This is a genomic window from Microvirga ossetica (assembly GCF_002741015.1).
In the GTDB taxonomy this organism is placed as follows: domain Bacteria; phylum Pseudomonadota; class Alphaproteobacteria; order Rhizobiales; family Beijerinckiaceae; genus Microvirga; species Microvirga ossetica.
The window spans coordinates 491,657-511,182 of sequence record NZ_CP016616.1; the positions used below are offsets into that span (position 1 = coordinate 491,657).

Genomic DNA, 19,526 nt, shown 5'->3' on the forward strand with positions numbered 1-19,526 from the left:
CGAAAAGCAGCAGCACAATGAACGAAGACATCCCGTTGTCCGAATGGGACGCCGATCAATACCTGAAGTTCGAAACCGAGCGCACACGCCCATCGGCTGATCTCCTGGCGCGTGTGCCGTTGACCGAGGCACGGCGATGCATCGACATCGGATGCGGGCCGGGAAACAGCACCGAGCTCGTCCTCGGTCGCTTCCCGGAAGCCATTGTCACCGGCCTCGACAGCTCTCCTGGTATGCTGTCCAAGGCGCGGGAACGGTTGGGAGGACTGACCTTCGAGGAAACCGACCTGACAACATGGTGGCCGGACGAGCGCTTCAACCTGATCTTCGCGAGCGGTGTCCTGCAATGGCTGCCGGACCAACAGCGGATCTTGACCTGTCTTGTCTCGTTTCTTCATGATGGCGGTTGCCTTGCCGTTCAGGTTCCCAACACCGTCGACGAGCCATCCCATCGGTTGATGGAACAGGTGGCAAGCGATGGCCCCTGGGCAGGGAAGTTGTCGGCTGCATCCGTTGGCAAGCACAGCTCCGGAACGATCGACGAGTACTACGCCTGCCTGCAACAGACGGGCTGTACATTCGATCTTTGGGAAACCACTTACGTTCATCCTCTCGCCGGTCCCGGTGCCATCGTCGATTGGTTCAAGGGTTCGGATCTGCGGCGCTACCTGAAACTCCTCACTGACAAGGAAAGACCGGAGTTCTTGAGCCGTTACCAGGCAGCGCTCACGAAAGCATATCCGGCTCAGACTGAAGGAAAGGTCCTGTTGCGCATGCCCCGGGTGTTCTTCGTTGTTCAACGCAGCCGAACGAGGAAGTCGATCGCTCCATGGTCCTCGGATCCAGGAACCGGACGCCGGACGGGACGTGCGATCGAAATGGAGCCAACGACGGTCTAGGGGACGGTATCACGTTTTGAGCTTTGCAATATCTCCTGAGTTGCGAACCCGAAGGATCGGCAGAACTCCTGATGGAGGAATGGCCATGAGTCGGTTTGCGATATAACCGACCGTGCTCTCAGGCTCCATGACAATCCCTGCCAAGTTTGCCAAGGGTTGGCCGAGGGGTACGACATAGCTGCCGAGCGGAATATCTGCCTCGGTGACCTCGAGGGCATACTGGCCCTTGAGGATGTCGCCTGCGCCTTCATCCGTACCACGCACATCGGCCTTCGCTTCCTCCTTGAGAGCGACAACCTTATAGGTCTCGACAGGAATGGAGGCCTGAGCCGTCGTCTGGATAACCTCAACACCCAGATCGCGAAGGCGTTGTGCAATCCCTGCTTCGCTGGGAGGGAGTATATAGGCTGCGGGGCGGGGGCGTGTCAGCTCAGGCGCGATGGTCAGCGCGGAGCGCCAATCGGCATCCACCACGACATCCGCACCTGTGTTCGGTTCAACGAATGTAATCTGACGCTTCTCAGGTGTCTGGGCCGAGAGGATTGTAAAGGGCGATCCGGCGGGGATTGAGGCGATCATTTTGCCAAAGGCATCCGTCCTTTGCACCACCTCAGGGGCATGATCGGCGGCGGAGCGCAGAACCGCTTCAATGGCGACAACATGCGTGTGAACCCGCCTTTTCAGGTGCTGTCGGCCCATCCCGACACCACGTGTTTCCATAAGGAAACTGACTGCATTGCGCAGACTGGCGACGTTGCGTCCGGTGTCGGCGCCGATCCCGCCCATCGAAATGGTCTTGCTCTTTCCGCTCGCATCTGTGGTGTAGTACCAGTCATGCATCAAGCCAGCGGCATCAAGAGCCTTGGTGAGCGGCTGGCGGAATGTGTCTTCCTGAAGACCGGTCAGGTCGGAGGGAATGTTGGCTGTAGTGGCATATTGGATCATGGCGTCGATCCGCTGCAAGCCGCCAAAGGCGGTCACCCAGCGTCCCGCAACCGAGAATTCATGAGCATCGAAGACGACGTTAGGTTCATATTCGCGGAACAGCACCCCCAGTGCCTGCCCTTCCGGGGTCCGTTGAAGCGTATGGTCGCGGTTCACGTCGATGCCGCTCTTTGTGGTTCGCTTGAAGGCCTCAGCTCCATCGGGATTGGCCCTGGGCACGATGACAACGTTGATCTTTTCAAGAAGATAAGCCAAGTCTCCCTCTGCCAACCGCTGCGCGAGGGCAAGCATCGCTTCACCCCCAGCAGGCTCATCACCATGCTGCTGCCCAATCAGAAGCACGGTTGGACGAGCTGCATCCTTGAATTCGGCATCGCCGCCTGAGGCCGTCAAGAGGAGAGCTGGGATGTCGCGGCCTTCCTGCGACTGTCCGGCAATGCGCAGGCGCATTGTATTGGAGCGCTGGTCAAGAGCCGTAAGAAAACTCATCATCTCAGCATGAGCGGTGAAATCGGCTTTGCCGAATGTGAAAGCCGGGGTCTTGTACTCGACGGCCGGATCAGGATACCGCGCTGCGACGGCATCGCTCTCCTTATAGGCCTTTTGCGGATCATACTGGCCCAAGGCTGGAGCCGCTAAGGCAAGGCAGCTTACAAGCGTGGCGGCGATGCAGGACTCTCCTCTTAGGACTGTGCGGCGACAGGAAAGGACAAGCATTGTCGTCTCCGATACAGATGAAACGCAGTTTGCGCTGCCTTCGAATGAGCCAAACTCAGCCGATGTTAAAACTAACAGGTAAGTGCAGGAATTGTTCAAGGGCGGTTCCGCCGATCGCATGCTTGACCGAAGCCATGCGCTGCCAAGCTGAGAAGGTGAGGACATTTGGCGGGGCTCGCACCAATGGCCGGGCCGGCATTGCGGCCCACCAGCGTGACGTCATGCCCGGCCCTGCTGAGCAGGTAGGCCGAGGCGACGCCGACGACACCGGCCCCCACGACAGCGACACGGGCCATGACAGCATTCCCCTTCCATAGGTCGCGATAGCCGCGAGGCCTCGTCGGATTTATCCCGCCGAATCCTCGTCAGAGGTTGCCGCCTTGGCTGCTCATTCGCCGTCCCGGACCAGATGCCCCGGGCTGATCTCGATGTATCGCCGTTGCGGGACGACGTGATCCACTGGCCGGATGGGGCTCTTGATCTCGTCATTCGAAACGCCGCGCTTGGTGTCGCGTCGCTCCGGATCCGCCGCCATCGGCATCCTGGTCTGAGGATGCTGCTCTGCCAGGGCGCTGATCGCTGCACACCCAGACAAGCAAGAGAGAGCATACCTTTCCGCCTGCCGGAGCACATCAAAGGTCGCCTTCGGGTGAAACTCTGTAGGAGCACGGGTTCGAACAAAAGTCCGCTCATCCACGCAGTACGGAAGTACCGCTAAGGTCAGCCCCGTGCCATGAGCGGCCATCGGAACGCGTCTCATTGAACGACCGAGTTGGGGCCGCTAGCGGCCTGACAACTTTAACGCAGCAAAGCTAGGTTAGCGGACCTTCGTTCAGCTAGATGCTTAATTCGGGAGCGACCTCATAAGAGGCGTTTACGCCGCTCCCACTGGCCTGCCCTATTCCATTGCCGCGTCCGATATCATATAGGCGATGAAAACGGGGGCGACGTTGAAAGTAACCGAACTGAAGGGGCAAACCGCCCACCTCACCAACCTGAACAACATCAACATAAACATGGGCCGCAACGGCGCGGGAAAGAGCCGTTTTCTTCGTGACATCGAGGAAATGGCCAGCCGGAGCAAACAACTCTTTTATGTCCGGTACGTAAGCCCCGAGCGGGCCGGGTCGTTCAAGCGCGATGGTAACGTCCTCACAAATATGAGTGATAACCCCGACTGGCTTCGACAAACTCGCGCGGTCAATCAGGCCAGCAACTTCAAAGCCGCATCAGCGATGCTATTCCGCGAAGCCGAAACACTTTACCTGCGTCGACTCGCCAGCACGCCTGAAATCCGGATGGACCCGACTCGCAACTTCGAGACGGACCGGCTGAGCAAGGTCAATCAGTTGCTCACCAATATTTCGCTAGAGATGGGCAATGCCGATTTCGTGTTCCGCTCACTCGCCGACGGCCAGACACTGAGCCCGGACGCTATCAGCAGCGGCGAATCAGAAGCCGTGGCTCTGGCTAGCGAGATTCTCTATTTCTTCGACACAATTGAGCCGGCGAAGTTCAACATACTGCTCCTTGACGAGCCGGACGTGCACCTTCACCCCGACCTTCAGGCACGGCTCGGTAAGCTGATCATCGCTATGCTCGATGAGTTTAAGAACCTCGCGGACAGAATCGCTGTATGCCTCTCTACACATAGCAGCCCGCTGGTCTGTTCTCTCGCGGACTCGCAGTATGTGTCGATCGGCACCAAGAGCTTCGCGGTCGAAACGGTTGAACTCAAACCGACCAGCGCAGAGCTTCGCAAGGTTGCCCCGTTCTTCGGCCACCCTCTTTCACTTTCACTGAGCGAAGACGCGGCGCTAATCCTCGAAGGCGAGGACGACGAACGCGTTTGGCAGCAGGCTGCGCGAACATCGCAGGGCCGGATCAAGGTCTTTCCTGTGCTGGCCGGCAGCGTAGACCAGCAGGGCGAACTAGAGACCTTCTGCGTCGATCTGCTCGGTACGCTCTACGACAACCCGGTCGCATTTTCCCTTCGTGACGGCGACGGCGTGGTCGATCAGCCGCTCGAACATCGCCAACCTATCAAGCGATACCGCCTGCAATGCTATGCAATCGAAAATGTCCTTCTGACTGATCCCTGCCTTGCTGTGATGGGCACGACTTGGGAGGGTTTTGTCGCTGCGGCAATGAAATGGGTCGGGGAAAATCCGGAGCACCCGGACAGAACCCTCATTACGGAACTTGCCGGATCGGACGATCGGCTGCGGCACAAGAAGATCAAAAAAATCCGTCAACTTGTCTGTGCCGTGCTCGAGTGCAAGAAGCCTTGGGAGGTGGTGGTTGGTCAGGCGATCGGAGCCCTAAGGAACGAGGATCTCGCGAATTCGAACATGCTGATTTCTTTCCTCGGTGCGGAAATGGTCAGCGACGTCATCTTCAGGAACGCGGCATAAGCAAAGCGGGATAGCGGGAGACCGCGACCTTAGCCGCTCTCCCGTATCAGCCGGTGCCGACTGCCTAATGCCTCCCACCATCTTCCACTGAGCTGACAGGATGGTTTTGGTGATAGCGATCGGTCATCGGGATGACTGAGATGGGCGCAAAGCTGCTATTCGGTCAGCGCTTCAGGAGGGTCGCCTTCGGGTCTTGGTCGTGTCAAAACGCTTCGGCAGAAGTCGAAGTGCGACTTTCCACACTTCAAAGCCCTTCACCATCATCGGCGAGCGCATAGTGGCTGATTGTTGACACAACGAGGCTCTCAACCCTGTAGACGGTGTGTCCGACGCTTATAGGGTGGATGACGCGGGCAAAGCCCCGCTCCTACGCCCGGAGGACCGCCATGAGGGGCTGGATCCCGAGGATGTTCAGCACCCGGGTGAGATTGTAGGCGAGCACGTGCAGCGCCATCTCGCCCCTCACCTTCGGCAGCTGCTTCATCAGGAAGTGGACCGCACCCATGCGCATCTTGATCGTGCCGAAGGGATGCTCGACCACCTCGCGCCGCTGACGCATGGCCCCCGGGTTCAGATCAAGCCGGCGCTGCACCGCCTCCAGCACATCCTCGTGCTCCCAGCGCGTGATCCGCCGCTCCTTGGCAGTCGTGCAGCGGCTCCTCAGCGGGCAGGTGTGACAGGCGGTGGTCCAGTAGCGCCGTAGTGTCAGCCCCCGCTCGACGTTGCTGTAGTAGTACCTGAGCTTCTCGCCGGCCGGGCAGCGATAGGCGTCCTCTTCAGGCAGATAGACGAAGTCCTGCTTGCCGAACCGGCCCTTGGATTTGGCACTCGACGTCATCGGCTTGGGCAGAGTCACCGTAATCCCCGCCTGGCCGCAGGCGAAGATTTCCTCACTATCCCAGTAGCCGCGATCAGCCACCGCCTCGAGCTCCTCTACCTCCAGAACCGCGTTCGCCTCCTTGCCCATGGCGGAAAGCTGGGCGAGGTCGCAGCCATCGTTGGTGACCTCATGCGCCACGATGAGGTGATGTTTGGTCTCGACCGCCACCTGCACGTTGTAGCCCACTACCCCGGAGCCGCGCCCGCTGGTCGCCATTGAGCGCGCATCCGGATCGGTGAGCGAGATCTGCTGGTCGGGAGACGCCAGCATCTGGGCTTCCAATTCCGCCAGACGCTGCATCTCCTGTTCGAGCCGGGCGATCTTCTCCTTGAGCCGGGTCGTCCTGGCGGAGAGCGCCTCTGTCGGTTCGTGCCGGTCGGCCGTGTCGAGTTGCTGGAGATAACGTGCCACGCTCTCCTCAATCTGAGCGCGGCGGCGCTCGACCTTGGCGCGCGTGAAGTTGCGATCGCGGTTGTTCACGGCTTTGAACTTGGAGCCGTCAATCGCCACGCTGGCGGTATTCAGCAGGCCCAGCTTGCGGCAGAGGGTAACGAACCGGGCACAGACTTGGCGGATGGCCCGACCGCTATCCTTGCGAAAGTTGGCGATGGTCTTGTGATCGGGAGCCAAGCGTCCGGTGAGCCACATCAGCTCGACATTGCGGCCAGCCTCGCGCTCCAATCTGCGGCTCGACTGCACCCGGTTGAGGTAGCCGTAGATGTAGAGCTTGAGCAGGATGGCGGGATGGTACGACGGGCGTCCTGTGGCTTCGGGTATAATACCGTCAAAGCCGAGGCCTCTCAGATCGAGCGCGTCGACAAACGCATCGATGACGCGGACCGGGTTAGCGTCGCTGACCCAGTCCTCTAGGCTTTCGGGAAACAGCGTGGTCTGGCCGCGATCCACGCCTTCGACAAAGCGTCTCATCGGATCCCCCAAACAGAGCGGGTAATCCTACCACCAACCGCGTTTTGACACAGCCTGGGTCAGGTACAGTCTTTAAGCGCAGCCCTGTGAAGGTCTGCTTCACTCTCCCTTTGCAGAAGTTCGGCTTAGGTCCGCCCCGTGCCAGAGAACGAACCCGCTCGCGCGAGCGGGCGCGCGTTTGAAGGTTGAAGCTGAGCCTCTGGCGTCAGTGAGGCTGTGAGCGATCAGAGGTGACGGACGCTGCTCCGCCTCCGAGCATGAAGGGTCAACCTTCAGCTCGAGAGGAGCGCCCCATGATCGTCCACCCGTCGTCTCCGGCCGGCAGCGCCTTGCGCCAGCGCATGATCGAGGACATGACCGTGCGCGGCTTCACCGAGAAGACGCAGCACGACTACATCCGGTACGTGAGGACCTTCGCCGCCTTCCTCGGCCGCTCCCCCGACAGGGCCACAGCCGAGGACCTGCGCCGGTTCCAGTTGCATCAGACGCAGATGGGTCTACAGCCTCCGGGCATCAACAGCGCCGTCGCGGCGCTGCGCTTCTTCTTCACCGTGACGCTGGACCGGCCCGATCTCGCCCGCCGTCTCGCGCTCGTCCGCCAACTGCGCAAACTGCCGCTGGTGCTGAGTGTCGAGGAGGTGACGCGGCTGCTCGAAGCGGCGCCGGGTCCGAAGTACAGGGCCGCGCTGAGCACGGCCTACGGCGCCGGACTGCGCGTTTCCGAGATCGTGTCGCTCAAGGTGAGCGACATCGACAGCACCCGCATGCTGATCCGGGTCGAGCAGGGAAAGGGCCGCAAGGACCGCCACGCCATGCTGTCCCCGCACCTGCTCGGGCTCCTGCGCGCCTGGTGGCGCGAGGGGAGCCGCCGCGGCCTGATGCTGCCGCAGGGCTGGCTGTTCCCGGGCCGCAATCCGGTCATGCCGTTATCCACCCGTCAGATGAACCGCGCCGTCCACGCCGCGGCCCAAGTCGCCGGGATCCGCAAGCGGGTGACGCCGCACACGCTGCGCCACAGCTTCGCCACGCATCTGCTGGAGCAGGACATCGACATTCGCGTCATCCAGGTCCTGCTCGGCCATGCCAAGCTCGAGACCACCGCGCTCTATGCCCGCGTCGCCATCACGACGATCCGCACTGTCATGAGCCCCCTCGACCGGATCTGGCTTGTGCCGGAGGACGAGGCGCGGCCGGACGGGTGACACGGTGGCGGTGAGCCGTCCGTCGCTGGAGGTCGCCGATATCTTCCATCGTCATGGCGCCGCCTGGCGTGCGGCCCATGCCGGCCATCTCAGTCTCGGCCAACTCAAGGTGATGGCGGCGATCGAGACCTGCCGCACCGCAGCCCTCGGCGGCCATGTCGAGGCCTGTGAGGATTGCGGCCAGGTCCGCATCGCCTACAATTCCTGTCGCAATCGGCACTGCCCCAAGTGTCAGGGCGCCGCGGCACGGGACTGGCTCGCCGCGCGCCAAGCCGACCTGCTGCCGGTGGGCTATTTCCACGTCGTGTTCACGCTGCCGGCCCGGATGGCCGCCATCGCCTGGCAGAACAAGGCGGTGATCTATGATCTGCTCTTGCGCGCCGCCTCCGAGACGATGCTGACCATCGCCGCCGATCCGCGCCATCTCGGCGCCCGCATCGGCCTCACCGCCGTGCTCCATACGTGGGGCTCGGCCATGACCCACCACCCGCATGTCCACATGATCGTACCCGGTGGCGGCCTCTCGCTTGATGGCAAGCGATGGGTGGCGTGCCGGCCCGGCTTCCTCCTGCCCGTGCGCGTTCTCTCGCGGCTGTTTCGGCGGCTGTTCCTGTCAAAGCTCGCCGACGCCCATGCGGCCGGGCATCTCCAGTTCTTCGGCGATCAGGAAGGCCTCAGCGACCGGCGCGCCTTTGCCGCCGTTCTGGCGCCCCTGCGCCGGAAGAACTGGTTCGTCTACGCCAAGCCTCCCTTCGCAGGACCCGAGGCTGTGCTGGTCTACCTCTCGCGCTATACCCACCGCGTCGCCATCTCCAACTCTCGGCTGATCTCGCTCGACGACAGGGGTGTCACCTTCCGCTGCAAGGACTATCGCCGCAACGGCGCCGACCGATACCAGGTCATGACGCTCGATGCGGGCGAGTTCATCCGGCGTTTTCTGCTCCACGTGCTGCCCAAGGGCTTCCATCGCATTCGCCATTACGGGCTTCTCGCCAGCGCCGGCCGCAAGGCGAACATCAGGCGCGCCCGCGCACTGCTCACCGTGCCGGAGCCTGAGACGGACTGCGCTGACACAGACAAGGCCGGCCCCGCCGCACCCATGGACACGAGGTTGCGATGCCCCTGCTGCGGCGGCCGCATGATCGTCCTCGAGACATTCGCGCGCGGCCCCGATGCCCGCGCACCGCCCTGGACACAAACGCCATGACCTCGAACCACAAACCGGATTGCACCGCTACCGAAGGCGCCCACCATCGGCAGCCCGATCGCTCCGTGCAACAGAGCCTGCGGACCGCGGTCCTACAGGTCGCAACGCTGAAATCATCCGGCCTTCGACGGCCGCATCGCAAACGGCGCGGGCTTCACGCGCCCTGGCCACCGGCCGAAGACTTACGTCCATCTCGCCAAACGCGTTTATCCGGCCACAGCGGGCCAGGCGGAGCCGTCAAATCCCCATAGTCCCGGAACCTGCGATCGTCATCCCGCGGGTTCGTTCCCTGGAGGCTTTCGGACGCCGGCCCCGGTGCACATGCCTGCGTCTGTGGTGGCCGGCATCCGAAACCCATCACATTTGAAGACGTTCCCAGAACATGAGCGAAATTGCGCAGAAGGCCGTGTGCGGAATGGCCGACCTCCTCGACGAAGCCGGTTTCAAGATCGCTGAAGTCCTGCCTAACGACGACGCTGTAACCGTCCGGCGACCGCACGATGACTGCTGCACCAGGCCGATGCGGGCTGACTCGACCATCGCCGGAAGGCGTTGACCCCAGAACAGTTTGCTCCCTGCGCGGAAGTCGATCGCTCAATTGACCTCCTCGATCTCGCCGGGCTTCCAGGTCTTGTCGAAGAACGGCTCCAATGCGCCGTAGAGGCGCAGGATCACGAACCAACCTTTGCCGGGCCAGGTCTGCACCCAGTTGGCCTCCTTGCCGGAGGGCGCCTTGGGTCCGAAATACACGTCCACCGATGTATCGGCATTGACCACGACCCCCTTCTTCTGGCTGCCGATGCTCGGGAACTGCTGGTCGGTCTGGAGCATCGAACGGGTCTGGTTGTCGTAGAGCACCAGCGACCAGAAATCCTTGATCGGGATGTTGGGCGGCAGCCGCAGCCGGTACGTCTTGCCGCCGTCGAGCCGCTGATTCTTGGAATCGGCGAAGGCAGCCGCATATTGCGAACCCGCGCCGACCATCTTGATGGACATCGCCGGCGTGATGCCGGTGGCCACGAAGAAGAAGAACGAGCGTGCGTCGAGCAGCCTGGCGCCCCCGCTCAGGAATTCGTAGCTGCCGCCGATGAACGGCGTCTCCCAGGCGCTGTCCGGGTAAAGACGCGCCTCCTGGATGCGGGACCTGTACGCCAGGGTCCGCGCTGTCGCGTTGCCGACCGAGGCCGCCTCGGTCAGGATCGCCTTCATCCGCGCGTCAGGCGCAAAAGGCTTTCCCTTGACGATGCCGATGGAGGCGAGCAAGCCCAGCGTCTCCGGATCGATCGCCGCGCCCGGCTCCTCCTGCACGACCTCGTTGACCTCCTCGAAGTAGGAGAAGTCCATCGCATGGATGGTGTTGAAGCTCTTGCCGGAGACATCCACGAAGTGTGTCGCCGGCGGATTTGACGCCTCGGCCAACGGGTAAATGCGCAGTTTTTGCTTGATGTTGTCGACCCCGGGTTTCGGATCGCCGTTCACCTGGAAACCGCGCGTCCCCAGGAGATTGCCGTACGTGGCCGATTTGAAGACGTGGTAGCCCTCGGGCACCGCCCCCGCATAGTCCGGCGGCAGGAAGAGGAACTTGCCGCCCTTGCCCTTGTCCGGTCCGGCGTTGCCGAGATCGGTGACGTAGTGAAACCAGAAGTCGTCGACCAGTCCCAACGTATTCGGCGGACTTTCGACAACGACCGGGCCTTTTCTCAGATCGAGCCAGGCGAGGGCGTAGATGCTCTCGGTGTTGGCGGTCAGGAACAGCGACCGCGAATCCATCAGCTTCTCGAAAATCAGGACCGTCTGGTTGTCGGGGCCGAAGGCGCGTATGGCCTTGCGTTGCGCAGCCAGCGACGCCGCCGGCATCGCCGTCAGGAACGCCTGCACGCCGTGCTGGAAGTCGAGATTGTCGTAGACCTTCTGGGCCGTGGTGTCGTCCGGAAAGCCGTCCTTGAAGTTCAGCGTTCCGAGCCGGGTGTCGACGCTGTCGGGGATGGTGATGGCCGGCGGAATGTCGGTCTTGTACTGCTGCGCATGAGCCATGTCGAACCCCACGAATTGAGCTGCCACGGTCGCAATCACGACAGCCATGGGTGGTCTCAAGGACGTTCTCATCGGTCTTCTCCTGCGATTTCAGAGTTACAGATAAAGCGCGAGCGCCCTCCGTAGAGCAGCACCCAGCCGAAGAAATCGAACGGCGCGGAATTTGGAGCATAGGCAGACGCGGTCCCCGACATGCCGGGACGCAAGGCAGCCGCATCCATATCTCCCGGTGTGTTGATGAGCGCTGGTACTCCGTCATCATCGGCAGCGCCGTCACACTCGTGAGAGTTCCGCCAGACACAATCTGCCCTTCTCCAACACCGCTGACGATGCCGCTGGCCGTCGACGTGTAGACGTGGTCGGGATTATTGGACAACGCGAATTGGACTTCCGCCCCCGGACTGACAGGGCCAGAGCCGCCAGAGCTGCCAGACCTCGCTTCATGGGTCGCCCCCTCGCCCCTGTGATCGAATGCCGAGGTTAGTGCATGCCATCACCAAGGGCGAGAGGAATTCAAACCTGAGGCATTATCAGACGCGATGATGGCTCATATAGCCTCGATGATGGTCTCCTTTGGGTCAAAGAGTAACGAACAGCAATTGAAATAAAGGTCCGCTCACCGCCTAATGAGCAGACCAAAGCGCATCTTCCGAGATGTGCCATTTTCAGACGTTCCGTGCATACGAGGTGGCAGCGCACGGGCATTACGCCTTGGATGGAAAGCAATACAGCTTCACGAATGAAGGCGAGCCCGCAACCGCGTTCTTGCGCGAGCTAATTGCCCGACTCCAAGCGACAGCCACTGTGGCAATGATCGATGTTAAAGCCTATGCGAGATGGCTCGCGTGACGGGAGCGAATTCTTGTGAACGCGAGGGCGTTAGTCTGATAATACGCGTATCTGGGGCAGGCGGGCAAGTGTCAGCCCCTCCATTGGACGCACCGCAAGGAACGACGTGGGCTTTGTCCCCAAGCGCGACCGGAACAAGTGGAAGCAGCGGGCCGCGAACGACGATCCGATATCGGTCGTCGCGTAGATTGCCTACGGGCGGAAATGAAAAAGCCGCTCAACCTTGCGGGAGCGGCTTTTTCTAATCAGAGCGGGATATGATAGCGGACATATCTAACGGAAGCTGAACGTCAGGTCGTTATGCCCATTCTTCGACGATCAGTTTAACCGAGCTTTTCGAGGCGAATAAGTTTGAGCGGTTCGGCTAAAACGTCGGGCGCGATTTCAATTACGCGCTTCATGTGCGGCATTTCAAAATGTGCATCCAAATCCTCCTGTGAGTGCCAATTATCATAAAAGTAATAAACGCCCGGCTCTTCCAAATCGCGGTGCATGGTGTAGTCAATGCAGCCGCTTTCCGCTCTGGTCGGCTCAATCAAGCTTTTTAACACTTCTTCAAGCCGCGCTTCGGCTCCCGGCTTAGCTTTGAGCCGAGCAATAGTCGTGATTTGTTTGCTCATAACAATCTTGTCCTTTGAAACCCGCAGGCAATTTCTCGCCGGTCTGCCACCTGTCCACATACGTGGAGGAACCCGAGATAACCCCTGTTCCGCAGGGGCATATGGGCTGGCCGCTTCAGATTCACAAGCGCGTGAACCGCAGGCGACCTCTGCGAGGAAGGCCCTCATCTCGCAAAGCCTATGACCAAGCCATGGTCTTAGAGCATATCAAGCGACTGCGCGGCGGCGCAGGCGGCCCGACATCTCAGGCGGCTGCTTGATTGGCGCATGCGTGCGCGAGGCGTGTAAACGGATAATAGGACGTTATGGACCATAGACTTGAATGGGAGAACTGATCCCGGAAGGTCCGGTTGGGGTCAAACTCTAACGTCGTGATGAACTACCGGGCCAGCGCTGCCGAAGCCACCGCCGTGGTCGCCGAGATTGAAGGACTTGGGCGACGGGCCCTGGCCATCCGGGCCGACGTGACCCGGGCCCCAGAGGTCACCCACCTCATCGAGCAAGGCTCCTCTGCTCTCGGTCCCATCGCCATCCTGGTCAACAACGCCGGGATCACCCGGCCGCAAGCCACCGAGGACGTCACCGAGACGGACTGGAACGACATCCTGCTCGCCAACCTCACCTCCGCCTTTCTGGTCACGCAGGCCGTGCTGCGCGGATGCGGTCGGCGGGCTGGGGCCGGATCGTCAATCTGTCCTCCGTCGCGGCTCAGACCGGCGGTGTGGCCGGCCCGCATTATGCCGCCTCGAAGGCCGGGTTGATCGGGCTCACCCACTCGTATGCATCCCGGTTCGCGAAGGAAGGCATCACGGCCAACGCCATTGCTCCAGCCCTGGTCGAGACGGCATGATCCGCGACAACCCGAACGTTCGCCCGGACCTGATCCCGGTGGGCCGGTTTGGGGCCGTCGACGAGGTCGCCCAGGTGGCGGTCATGCTGGCCCGCAACGGCTACGTGACCGACCAGACCATCAACGTGAATGGCGGCTGGTACATGAGCTGAGGCCAGGGGTGGGAACAAGAACTGCTGTTCTTGTTCCCACCCCAAATGAGAATCGGGTTGGCAAAAGACCGACCGCGTTAGAGCCGTCAGGACAGGCCCAATTTAAGCTCGCCTGATGCTTCCCTACCTGCAGCAGAAAGTGGCCCAGCAAGGCTGTAAATGGGTTTGGGCCAAAAATCTGTAACTACGTAGCAGACGTGGTGCAGGACGCCGCATGCGATTCCAGCGAATAGGGCCTTCGTCTGGCACGGCTTGTTGCCAAAAGAGCGGGCGGGTAAAAAAGAACGGCGTTCTCTTGCAACGACGCCGAAGTCGTCCTTACGGCAGCTGCTGGAACTGCGAGTCGTAAGAGCGGACCGGAATGGGGAGCGTCGAACACCCGCAAGTCTTCAGATTTATCAGACTCATTTTTCATGAACATAATCGACCTGGTGACGAGCGATCCGTACACCTTCCAACTCTCTGCGGACTTTGAGGTGAGCAGGATCACGGGCGTATGCATCCAGCGAGGCCCGATCTTTGAATTCCGAGTATAGAACCACATCACATGCGTGCGACTCGTTGCTGAAATCAATACCGACCTCCAGGTGGACCAATCCGGGTACTTGGCCGCGTAGCTGTTCGAAGCTCGCCTTTACGAGCGATGCTGCCTCCTGCTTCTGCTCCGACGTCTCACCTCGGACATCCCACATAACAATATGTTTGATCACGTTATCCCCTCGCTGGGTTTTAGGTCATAGCCGCTTGCGAGACTGGTACATGTCCGACGAACCTACTCGGCATGATCGATGACAAAGGTTCTCGCTATCACAGAGGCTATCGGAAGGTTCGACTTCCGGTAGCACACCGGTCCACCTGATCGACGTTAGAGTTATTGAGCGAGGTAGCCCCCATCAATGATCAGCTCGCTGCCTGTTACGAACGACGACTCATCGCTTGCGAGAAACAGACAGCCATAGGCGACCTCTTCGGGTGTCCCCATACGACGCATGGGAGTCTGAGCGATAATTCCGGCATTCATCTCGTTGGACTGCCCTTCAACAAGAGGCGTGCGAATGAGACCTGGATGTACGGAGTTCACGCGAATATTCTCTGCGGCATAGGTAACGGCAGCGTTCTTCGTCATATTTCGAACGCCCCCCTTGGCTGCATTGTAGGCGGCCGCTCCGCCAACGCCCACGTTTCCCCAGATGGATGAGAAGTTGATGATGGAGCCCTTGCCTGCCTTTCGCATGCTCGGAAGAACAGCTTGCATACCAAGGAAACTTCCCGTGAGGTTCACCGCAATCACGCGGTCCCAACTTGCGCGGTCGGTTCCAAGGACCGGCTCATAACAGGCAACAATCCCAGCATTGTTGACCAAGACATCAATCCGTCCATATTTGTCGAGAATACCCTGGACCACGCTTGTCTAGTCGTCCTCTGATGATACATCCAGATGAACGGTCTCGAAGTCATTGTTGCCGGTAAAATCCTTCACATCTCCGGCGACGACTGTTCCACCTTCCCTAGAAAACAGGCTAGCGATGGCAAGGCCAATTCCTTGCGCTGCACCGGTCACCAAGATGACCTTTCCGTTGAGACGTGTCATTGCTCAATCTCCTCCACTCACCAGCATCTAGATTTGTCCCGGCCGGCCTATGCCGTCTTAAAATTCAAATGCTCAATGCGGGTCTCTAACGCGACCGTGAACTCAGCCTGGGTCTTGGCCTTGATCTCCTCGACTGTCACGCCGTCTGCCAGCTCGATCAGGGTCATGCCGGAGCCACCCTTTTTGTCGATGGAGAAGACGCCGAGATCCGTGATCACCAGATCCACCACGCCGGTGCCGGTCAGCGGCAGGTTGCACTCCTTCAGAAGCTTCGGGTCCTCTGAGCCGTCCTTGGCCTTGGCCACGTGCTCCATCACCACCACCACGCGCTTGACGCCAGCCACGAGGTCCATAGCGCCGCCCATGCCCTTCACCATCTTGCCCGGGATCATCCAGTTGGCGAGATCGCCGTTCTGGGCCACCTGCATGGCGCCGAGGATCGACAGGTCGATATGGCCGCCGCGGATCATGCCGAAGGAATCCGCGCTTGAGAAATAGCTCGTGGTCGGCAGCTCGGTGATCGTCTGCTTGCCGGCATTGATCAAGTCCGGGTCCTCCTCGCCCTCGAAGGGGAACGGGCCCATGCCCAGCATGCCGTTCTCCGACTGAAGCTGCACGCGCATGCCCTTGGGGATGAAGTTGGACACGAGCGTCGGGATACCGATGCCGAGATTCACGTAGAAGCCGTCGCGCAGTTCCTTGGCGGCGCGCTCAGCCATCTGTTCACGGGTCCAGGCCATCAGACTTCCTCCCCTGCGGCCGCGGGCGCGGCTTCAGCGCGCTTGCGGGTCGTGCGTTGCTCGATGTGTTTGACGGGGTTCGGCACATGCACCATGCGCTTGACGAAGATGCCTGCGGTGTGGATGCAGTCCGGGTCGATTTCGCCCGCCGGCACCAGGTGCTCCACCTCGGCGATGGTCAGCCGCGAGGCGGTGGCCATCATCGGGTTAAAGTTGCGGGCGGTCTTGCGGTAGACGAGGTTGCCTTCCGTGTCGCCCTTCCAGGCATGGACGATGGAAATGTCGGCGAAAAGGCCCGTCTCCATGACGTATTTCTCACCATTGAACTCACGCACCTCCTTGCCCTCGGCAATGAGGGTGCCCACGCCGGTCTTGGTGTAGAAGGCCGGGATGCCCGCCCCGCCGGCGCGGATACGCTCGGCCAGCGTGCCTTGAGGGTTGAACTCGAGCTCCAGCTCGCCCGAGAGGTACTGTTGGGCGAAGAGCTTGTTCTCGCCCACGTAGGAACTGATCATCTTGCGGATCTGGCGAGTCTCCAGCAGCCGGCCGAGGCCGATCCCGTCCACGCCGGCATTGTTGGAGATGAAGGTGAGGTCCTTCGCCCCCGAATCGCGAATTGCTTCGATCAGCGCCTCCGGAATGCCGCAAAGGCCGAAGCCCCCGGCCATGATGGTCATGCCATCCTTGACCAAGTCGGCGATCGCCGACGCTGCATCTTTATAGACTTTGTCCACTGTTCACCCTTCCCATGGTTTGGATTCGTTCTCTGACCATCTTCAGTTTGGGATGGCTGTTAGATCGGGCGGCTCTTGACCGGTGAGCTTGTCGAGAGAGCTGCGACCTCGGGCCCTGTTGCAGGTTGTAAACCTAAGATGGCCCGCGCCTCCTCCGGCGTCGCCGACCGCCGGCCCCGCCGTTCAATGGCACGAACAGCGTGCTCGACCAGTTCCGCGTTGCTTCTCGCCAGCCGGTCCTTCGTAATTCGGATATTATCCTCCAAGCCGGTCCGAACGGCATCCGCGCCGCGGGCCAGAGCCCACTCCATGACCTCGGCTTGGTGACGGCCGATCCCGGCGGCGGTCCAGGTTGCCTTCGGCAGGATTCGCTTGAGTTCGCCAAGGAGAACATCAAGAAGATGCTCGTCGGCGGGCATGGCATTTTGAACGCCCATCACGAACTGCACGTGAGGCCGCTCGTCGATCAATCCCTGGTCGATCAGGCGCCAGGCACGGTGAAGGTGCGACAAATCGAAAATTTCGATCTCTGGGCGGATGCCGTGGGTTTTCATCTTGGTAGCGAGATCAACAACGAGCGTCGTATGGTTCTCGTAGATGATGGTCGGGAAGTTCACTGAGCCAGTGGACAAGGACGCCATATCCGGCTTCAAAAACAATGAGGAGCCCCGTGCGCTCGGGTCGCGCCCACGGCCGCCCGTCGAGAACTGCACGATCATACCCGGGCAGTGCTCCCGGATTCCCGCTTGGACTGCGGCGAAGCGTTCCGGATCGGACGAAGAGCTCTCGTCATCGTTGCGGACATGAATGTGGACCAGGCTAGCGCCGGCCTCGTAGGCTTCGCGTGTCGACTCGATCTGCTCCGCAACAGTAATCGGGACCGCGGGATTATCCTTCTTGCGTGGTACCGAACCAGTGATTGCGACTGCAATAATGACGGGAGCCATCTTAACCTCTGGAGAAGCCGCCTACGGGTGATCTGCACCGCAAGCGAAATGTACTTGGCCCGCGCGAATGTTGGCTTCAACGCTCGCGCGAGCATGGATCATGCGATGTTGCGGATACTGCCTCCGTCAACGCCCCAAACGGCAGATGTCACGAACGACGCACGATCTGACGCCATGAAGACGATGACATTCGCGACCTCCTCGGGCGTACCGACCCTTGCAAGCGGCAATTGGCGTAGCTTCATCTCATGCTCGACCGCCTCTTGCGGCGGCATCTTGTGAAACTGGCCCATGGTTTCGGCAAAGCCGCCTGGCTTGGTCCAGAACGGGGTCCAAACCGGGCCGGGGGCAACGGCATTGACCCTGATTTTCGGCCCTTCCGATCGGGCAAGCCCCTTCGTGAGCGCCAGGACCGCGGCCTTGGACGCCGAGTAGTCGATCGGCACCGGCTCAGGCTGACGGGCCAGATCCGAGGCATTGTTAATGATAACGCCCCCCTCACGCTGCCGGAGAATGGGCAGAACTTTGCGGCATGACCGCACGTAACTCATGAAATTGAGCTGAAACGTCAGATCCCACTCTTCATCACTGAGCTGGTCGAACGTCCTGATGGCGCCCGACCCGACGTTGTTGACCAGGACGTCAACTTGGCCGTCATACGCCTTCAGAAGGTTGTCGATACCCTCCGAGACACCACCGCCTGTCGAAAGGTCCGCAGTCGCGGTGACCACCTCGCTGCCAAGAGCCTTGACTTCGCCTTTCAGGGCCTCAAGGCCTTCGCTGTCAATATCGAGGAGGCCCAGTCTTGCGCCTTCGCGTGCGAAAGCGAGGGCAGTGGCCTGCCCAATCCCTTTGGCAGCGCCGGTGATCAGGATGATCTTTCCAGCTAATCCCATATCCATGGTATTCTCTCCCTACTCACGTTTCGTTGAACCTGGAACTCTTGAAACCTGCGGTCACCGCTTCGTCTGATCGCTCGCCTGATCGATCAGCTCGCGTCTTAGACCGATGCACCTTCTGCACCGGTGCGGAAGTCGAAGCTCGTCGTCAGACCGCCATCGGCGATCAGATCCGCACCATTCAAGGCTGAGGCACCGTCTGAAAGCAGGAACATCGCAGCCTGTGCCACTTCTCTCGCTTCAAGAATGCGTCCACCGGGCTGACGTGCCGAACGAGTCGCCAGGAAGCGCTCACTGTCTGCCGCAGATTCGAGATGCCGCTTGAACAAGCCGGCGAGCATAGGCCCAGGACTGAGGACATTGACACGAATGCCTTGGCGGGCGTGATCCATCGCAATCGTGCGAGCAAGTTGCCGCACAGCGGCTTTGGAGGCCGCGTAAACGGATAGCTGCTGCTCCGCGAACGTGGCGTCGACACTCGCCACTGCCACGATGGGTCCTCCGCTTCTCTCAATCATAAGCGGCATGATCGCCTTGATTGCTAAAGCCGTGCCGACGACGTTGACATCGAACGCACGTGTCATATCAGCGGGTGTAACGTCCAGGATGGTTCCGACATCGAGGATGGCCGCGGAGGTCACGAGACCCACCGACTCGGGACTTTTGTCCTTAATCGATGTGACAACCTCCGCCCATGTGTTTTCTGATGAGACACTTCCAGTCACATGGCTGTAGCCGTCCAGCGGCGCCAGATCTTGTTGCGCTTTCGCAATGTCAACCCCGATGACCTGCACGCCGACTCCGATCAGGAGCCGGCACAGTTCGTGGCCGAGGCCCGACGATGCACCGGATACGGCGACCACGTCAGGAAGTTTGAAAGTGAGGGCTGCACGATCAGTCATTGCTTAATCCTCTTTCC

At 60.6% G+C, this 19,526-nt stretch carries 15 protein-coding genes and 4 pseudogenes; 6 read left to right on the top strand and 13 right to left on the bottom strand.

Annotated features, from left to right (window positions below):
* Positions 1-35 precede the first annotated feature (35 nt).
* Positions 36-803: pseudogene (tam, locus tag BB934_RS02125) on the top strand (trans-aconitate 2-methyltransferase); the annotation flags it as partial.
* A gap of 105 nt (positions 804-908) precedes the next feature.
* Here the strand turns inward: tam and BB934_RS02130 are convergent.
* The 3 genes and pseudogenes from BB934_RS02130 to BB934_RS46755 form a co-directional block, all read right to left on the bottom strand.
* Positions 909-2,561, bottom strand: coding sequence for a M14 family metallopeptidase (locus tag BB934_RS02130; RefSeq protein WP_157933978.1), 1,653 nt, complete (start codon positions 2,559-2,561; stop codon positions 909-911).
* A gap of 205 nt (positions 2,562-2,766) precedes the next feature.
* A pseudogene (locus tag BB934_RS02135) lies at positions 2,767-2,857 on the bottom strand (FAD-dependent oxidoreductase); the annotation flags it as partial.
* Between the two features lie 92 nt (positions 2,858-2,949).
* Positions 2,950-3,096: a hypothetical protein gene (locus tag BB934_RS46755; RefSeq protein WP_157933979.1), complete on the bottom strand. Its 147-nt coding sequence runs from the start codon at positions 3,094-3,096 to the stop codon at positions 2,950-2,952.
* Positions 3,097-3,493: 397 nt separating this feature from the next.
* Between BB934_RS46755 and BB934_RS02140 the strand changes: the two genes are divergently transcribed.
* Positions 3,494-4,975, top strand: coding sequence for an AAA family ATPase (locus BB934_RS02140; RefSeq protein ID WP_210422126.1), 1,482 nt, complete (start codon positions 3,494-3,496; stop codon positions 4,973-4,975).
* Positions 4,976-5,342: 367 nt separating this feature from the next.
* Here BB934_RS02140 and BB934_RS02145 read toward each other — a convergent pair whose 3' ends face one another.
* Positions 5,343-6,782, bottom strand: a complete 1,440-nt coding sequence (locus BB934_RS02145; RefSeq protein WP_099508162.1) for an IS1182 family transposase — start codon at positions 6,780-6,782, stop codon at positions 5,343-5,345.
* 293 nt (positions 6,783-7,075) lie between these two features.
* Between BB934_RS02145 and BB934_RS02150 the strand changes: the two genes are divergently transcribed.
* Together BB934_RS02150 and BB934_RS02155 are read left to right on the top strand one after the other, a co-directional pair.
* Positions 7,076-7,984, top strand: coding sequence for a tyrosine-type recombinase/integrase (locus BB934_RS02150; RefSeq protein ID WP_099508163.1), 909 nt, complete (start codon positions 7,076-7,078; stop codon positions 7,982-7,984).
* Between the two features lie 10 nt (positions 7,985-7,994).
* Positions 7,995-9,191 carry an IS91 family transposase gene (locus tag BB934_RS02155; protein ID WP_099512589.1) on the top strand — a complete coding sequence of 399 codons (1,197 nt, stop codon included), beginning with the start codon at positions 7,995-7,997 and terminating at the stop codon, positions 9,189-9,191.
* 594 nt (positions 9,192-9,785) lie between these two features.
* On the opposite strand, the gene BB934_RS02160 is transcribed toward BB934_RS02155, so the two are convergent.
* Together BB934_RS02160 and BB934_RS02170 are read right to left on the bottom strand one after the other, a co-directional pair.
* Positions 9,786-11,273 (bottom strand): DUF1254 domain-containing protein, encoded by a 1,488-nt coding sequence (locus BB934_RS02160; protein WP_099508164.1) that lies wholly within the window; start codon positions 11,271-11,273, stop codon positions 9,786-9,788.
* A 1,124-nt stretch (positions 11,274-12,397) separates the two neighbouring features.
* Positions 12,398-12,694, bottom strand: coding sequence for a putative quinol monooxygenase (locus tag BB934_RS02170; protein WP_099508166.1), 297 nt, complete (start codon positions 12,692-12,694; stop codon positions 12,398-12,400).
* A 374-nt stretch (positions 12,695-13,068) separates the two neighbouring features.
* On the opposite strand from BB934_RS02170, the pseudogene BB934_RS02175 reads away from it, so the two are divergent.
* Together BB934_RS02175 and BB934_RS48915 are read left to right on the top strand one after the other, a co-directional pair.
* Positions 13,069-13,544, top strand: a pseudogene (locus tag BB934_RS02175) (SDR family NAD(P)-dependent oxidoreductase).
* Positions 13,541-13,696: a hypothetical protein gene (locus BB934_RS48915; protein WP_237050143.1), complete on the top strand. Its 156-nt coding sequence runs from the start codon at positions 13,541-13,543 to the stop codon at positions 13,694-13,696. Before BB934_RS02175 ends, BB934_RS48915 begins: the two are co-directional and overlap by 4 nt.
* A 404-nt stretch (positions 13,697-14,100) precedes the next feature.
* Here the strand turns inward: BB934_RS48915 and BB934_RS02180 are convergent, their stop codons facing one another.
* The 7 genes and pseudogenes from BB934_RS02180 to BB934_RS02210 all read right to left on the bottom strand — a co-directional run bounded on the left by BB934_RS02180 (position 14,101) and on the right by BB934_RS02210 (position 19,509).
* Complete coding sequence (locus BB934_RS02180; RefSeq protein WP_099508167.1) at positions 14,101-14,406, bottom strand: Dabb family protein; 306 nt, start codon at positions 14,404-14,406, stop codon at positions 14,101-14,103.
* A gap of 161 nt (positions 14,407-14,567) precedes the next feature.
* Positions 14,568-15,287: pseudogene (locus BB934_RS02185) on the bottom strand (SDR family NAD(P)-dependent oxidoreductase).
* A gap of 47 nt (positions 15,288-15,334) precedes the next feature.
* Entirely contained in the window at positions 15,335-16,027 is a 693-nt protein-coding gene (locus BB934_RS02190) for a 3-oxoacid CoA-transferase subunit B (protein ID WP_099508168.1), read from the bottom strand.
* The gene (locus tag BB934_RS02195) at positions 16,027-16,761 is read right to left on the bottom strand and encodes a CoA transferase subunit A (RefSeq protein WP_099508169.1); all 735 of its coding nucleotides are present in this window, start codon (positions 16,759-16,761) and stop codon (positions 16,027-16,029) included. Before BB934_RS02195 ends, BB934_RS02190 begins: the two co-directional genes overlap by 1 nt.
* Positions 16,762-16,820: 59 nt before the next feature.
* Positions 16,821-17,708, bottom strand: coding sequence for a 3-oxoadipate:acetyl-CoA acetyltransferase (locus tag BB934_RS02200; RefSeq protein ID WP_099508170.1), 888 nt, complete (start codon positions 17,706-17,708; stop codon positions 16,821-16,823).
* 98 nt (positions 17,709-17,806) lie between these two features.
* On the bottom strand, positions 17,807-18,610 hold the full coding sequence (locus BB934_RS02205; RefSeq protein WP_099508171.1) for an SDR family NAD(P)-dependent oxidoreductase: 804 nt from the start codon (positions 18,608-18,610) through the stop codon (positions 17,807-17,809).
* 98 nt (positions 18,611-18,708) lie between these two features.
* On the bottom strand, positions 18,709-19,509 hold the full coding sequence (locus tag BB934_RS02210) for an SDR family NAD(P)-dependent oxidoreductase (protein ID WP_099508172.1): 801 nt from the start codon (positions 19,507-19,509) through the stop codon (positions 18,709-18,711).
* Positions 19,510-19,526 lie beyond the last annotated feature (17 nt).